This window comes from Pseudarthrobacter phenanthrenivorans, assembly GCF_000813845.1.
Lineage (GTDB): Bacteria > Actinomycetota > Actinomycetes > Actinomycetales > Micrococcaceae > Arthrobacter > Arthrobacter phenanthrenivorans_B.
Genome location: NZ_JWTB01000067.1, coordinates 1 through 3,779, shown reverse-complemented (window position 1 = coordinate 3,779; position 3,779 = coordinate 1). Strand labels below are relative to the sequence as shown.

Below are 3,779 nucleotides of genomic sequence, written 5' to 3'. Positions count from 1 at the left end.
AGCCCAGCCACCGGTCTCTTTTATGCCGTGCCGTTGGATCAGATCAGCGCATCGGACAGGTGGTTCGGGGTGCCGAACCGGTGCGCGGTGATGCTGACGGCCTGCTCGTGCAGGAACGGCAGCAGTTCCACGCGCCCGGCCTCGGTGACCGGGTGGGCGTAGATGGCCAGGTCGGGACGGCCTCCTGTGGCATCGGCAAGGGCGGCAGCGTCACCGCCGATGAGCCGGATCCTGCCTCCCGACAGCTTGCCTGCGTCGGCGAGGCGTCCCGCGGCAGCCAGCCAGCCGGCGTCGGACTCCACCGTCACGTCGATGTCCTGCGCGGTGAGCACGGAGCGCAGCTGGGCGGGGAGTTCGACGGCGGTGGACACGGTGAGTGCCGAACCCGCCAGCACGCCTGCCGCCACGGTCCGGACCACGTCCGCCAGCGGCGCCCCTTCGGAGAGGCGGATGGTGACGGGCAGATTGCGGTAGCGGAAGATGTTGCGCTCGGCGCTCAGCCCGGAGACGTCCTTGGCGGTGCCGAACTCCTCAGCCCATGCTTCGGCGTCGGATGCCAGCGCCCGCTGGACGGACTCGAGTTCGACGGGCTGCAGTGCGGAGCCGGCCGCGTTGAGGATGCGCCGGACAGCCGGGTGGCTGACGGCGGCGGTGGCGGTGCTGCGGGCAGGGGTCCAGTCCCCCAGGCCGGCGAGGTAGTTGGGTCCGCCGGCCTTGGTGCCGGCACCAACAGCGGACTTCTTCCAGCCGCCGAACGGCTGGCGCTGCACGATGGCCCCGGTGATGCCGCGGTTCACATACAGGTTTCCGGCCTGGATGCCCTCCAGCCAGATGCCGAGCTCCTCGGAGTTGAGCGAGTGCAGTCCGGCGGTGAGGCCGTACTCGATCTGGTTCTGGATGGCGATGGCCTCTTCCAGGGTTTCCGCGGTCATGACGCCCAGGACGGGGCCGAAGAACTCGGTCAGGTGGAAGTAGGAACCGCGCCTGACGCCGTAGCGCACGCCCGGGCTCCACAGCCGGCCGGTGTCATCCAGCTTCTTCGGTTTAACCGCCCAGCTCTCGCCCTCGCCCAGCGTGGTAAGCGCGTTCAGGAGCTTGCCGTGGGCGGGTTCGATAATCGGGCCCATCTGGCTGGTCGGGTCCTGCGGGTAGCCCACCTTGAGGGAAGTGACGGCGTCGATCAGCTGGTTGTGGAACCGCTTGGACTTGGCCACCGAGCCCACCAGGATTACCAGCGAGGCAGCGGAGCACTTCTGGCCGGCGTGTCCGAACGCGGAATAGGCCACGTCCTTGGCGGCCAGGTCTAGGTCGGCGCTGGGGGTGACGATGATGGCGTTCTTGCCGCTGGTCTCGGCCAGCAGCGGCAGGTCCTTGCGGAAGGACCGGAACAGCTCTGCGGTTTCGTGGCCGCCGGTGAGGATCACGCGGTCAACGGCGGGGTGGGAGATCAGCTGCTGGCCCAGCTCGCGTTCGCCCAGCTGCAGCATGGTGAGCACGCCCTTGGGCACGCCGGCTTCCCAGAGGGCCTCCACCATGACGGCGCCACTGCGGGCGGCCTGCTTGGCGGGCTTGATGACGACGGCGGAGCCGGCGGCGAGAGCCGCGAGGGTGGACCCGGCGGGGATGGCGACCGGGAAGTTCCAGGGCGGGGTGACGACGGTGAGCTTGGCAGGGACGAAGGTGGCGCCGTCGACCGTGTCCAGCTTGCGCGCGGACTCGGCGTAGTAGTGCGCGAAGTCCACTGCTTCGCTCACTTCGGGGTCGCCCTGGTCGATGGTCTTGCCGGTTTCGCTGGCCATGACCTCCAGGAGGTCGGGGCGGCGGGCCTCGAGGATTTCGCCGGCGCGGTGCAGGATTTCTGCACGTTCGTTGCCGGAGAGTTCGCCCCAGGCCTTGCCGTTGTCCACGGCGTTGGCGATGGCGCTGTTGAGCGTTTCCTCGTCGTTGATGAAGGCGGCCTTCACGGCTGCCTCCCCCAGGGTGGAGGACGGGACGCGCCCCAGGATGGCACGGCCCCACGTACGGTTGGCGGGCAGGGCGGGGTCGGTGTCCGGGGTGTTCCGGAAGCCGGCGTGAGGCATGGGCTCCGGGGGCAGGTTCCGGTCCTGGCGGCGGTTGGGCAGCGGCACGCTGTTGTCCAGGGCTTCGAGGGAGGCGAGGAAGCGCTGCTTTTCGCGCTCGAAGAGCCCTTCGTTTTCGCTCAGTTCGAAGACGGCCGACATGAAGTTTTCCTGGCTGGCGCCCTCTTCCAGGCGGCGGATCAGGTAGGCGATGGCGACATCGAACTCGGACGGGTGCACCACGGGGGTGTACAGCAGCAGGGACCCGACGTCCTTCTTGACGGCTTCGGCCTGGCCCTGCGCCATGCCGAGCAGCATCTCGAATTCGACGCCGGACTCCACGCCGCGCTGCTTGGCCAGCAGCCAGGCGAAAGCGATGTCAAAGAGGTTGTGGCCGGCGACGCCGATCCTGATGTTTTTGATCCGCTCGGGGTGCAGTGAGTAATTAATGACGCTCTTGTAGCTGGTGTCGGAGTCCTGCTTGGAGCCCCAGGTGGCCAGCGGCCAGTCGTGGAGGGAGGCTTCCACCTGTTCCATGGGCAGGTTGGCGCCCTTGACCACGCGGACCTTGATGCCGGCACCGCCGTTGGCGCGTCGTCCGGCTGCCCAGTCCTGCAGGCGCATCATCGCAGACAGCGCGTCCGGGAGGTAGGCCTGGAGCACGATGCCGGCCTCGAGGTTCTTGAATTCGGGCTTGTCCAGGATCCGGGTGAAGACCTCGATGGTCATGTCCAGGTCCTTGTACTCCTCCATGTCCAGGTTGATGAACTTGGCTTTCTTACCGGGGCCGGCGAAGGAAGCTGCTCGCTGGAACAGCGGCGTGAGCTTTTCGACGACGTGTTCCACGGCTTCGTCGAACGCCCAGGCGGAGTGCGGGGCCACGGTGGAGGAGACCTTGATGGAGACGTAGTCGACGTCGGGACGGGCCAGCAGCGCGTGCGTGCCTTCGAGCCGGCGGGAGGCCTCGTGCTCGCCGAGGACGGCCTCGCCGAGGAGGTTGACGTTGAGCTTGATGCCGTCCTTTTTGATCTTGGCGATGGCGGGACCCAGCTTGGCGTCCGTGGCGTCAACGATCAGGTGGCCCACCATTTCGCGGAGCACCTTGCGGGCGATGGGGATGACCACCTGGGGCAGGACCGGGGCCATGGTGCCGCCAAGCGCCACGGCGCTGCGCATGTACCAGGGCAGGAAGGCCGGAACCTTGGGGGCCAGCTTGGCCAGGTTGCGGGCGGCGACGTTCAGGTCTTCGGGGCGGACCACGCCGTCCACGAAGCCGACGGTGAACTCAAGGCCGTTGGGGTCCTTCAGGACGCCCGCAAGCTGCTGGGCGGACGCGTCCACGGGAACCTTGGACGCCTCGGTCAGCCAGCGCCGGACCAGGGCGATCACCTCATCGGCCAGGGCCTTGGCCTGAGGGACGTCGACGTCGACTTTCTGCGGTGCCGCGCCGGCGTTCAGTACCGGTTCCGTTGCAACGTGGGTCATTGTTTTCCCGTACTTTCTCTGGGTTTGGAGGAGGTCTTTCCACCAGTATGAGCTTCTGCTCACATAAGATAAAGCGATCTTTTCCAACCAATACAGGTTAGGAAAACCAATGTTTAACGCACCTCTCAACGCCCCATCAGCTGATGCCCCAAAACCGCCAACGCCCCATCACCTCCCGCCCCAAAACCGCCAACGCCCCATCACCTCCCACCCCAAAACCGCCAACGCCCCATC

Annotated in this window: 1 protein-coding gene; it reads right to left on the bottom strand. The window is 67.1% G+C overall.

All coding sequences use genetic code 11. From position 1 onward, the window contains the following. Positions 1-38: 38 nt before the first annotated feature. Positions 39-3,545 (bottom strand): bifunctional proline dehydrogenase/L-glutamate gamma-semialdehyde dehydrogenase, encoded by a 3,507-nt coding sequence (locus RM50_RS20055; RefSeq protein ID WP_043456357.1) that lies wholly within the window; start codon positions 3,543-3,545, stop codon positions 39-41. Positions 3,546-3,779: the final 234 nt, after the last annotated feature.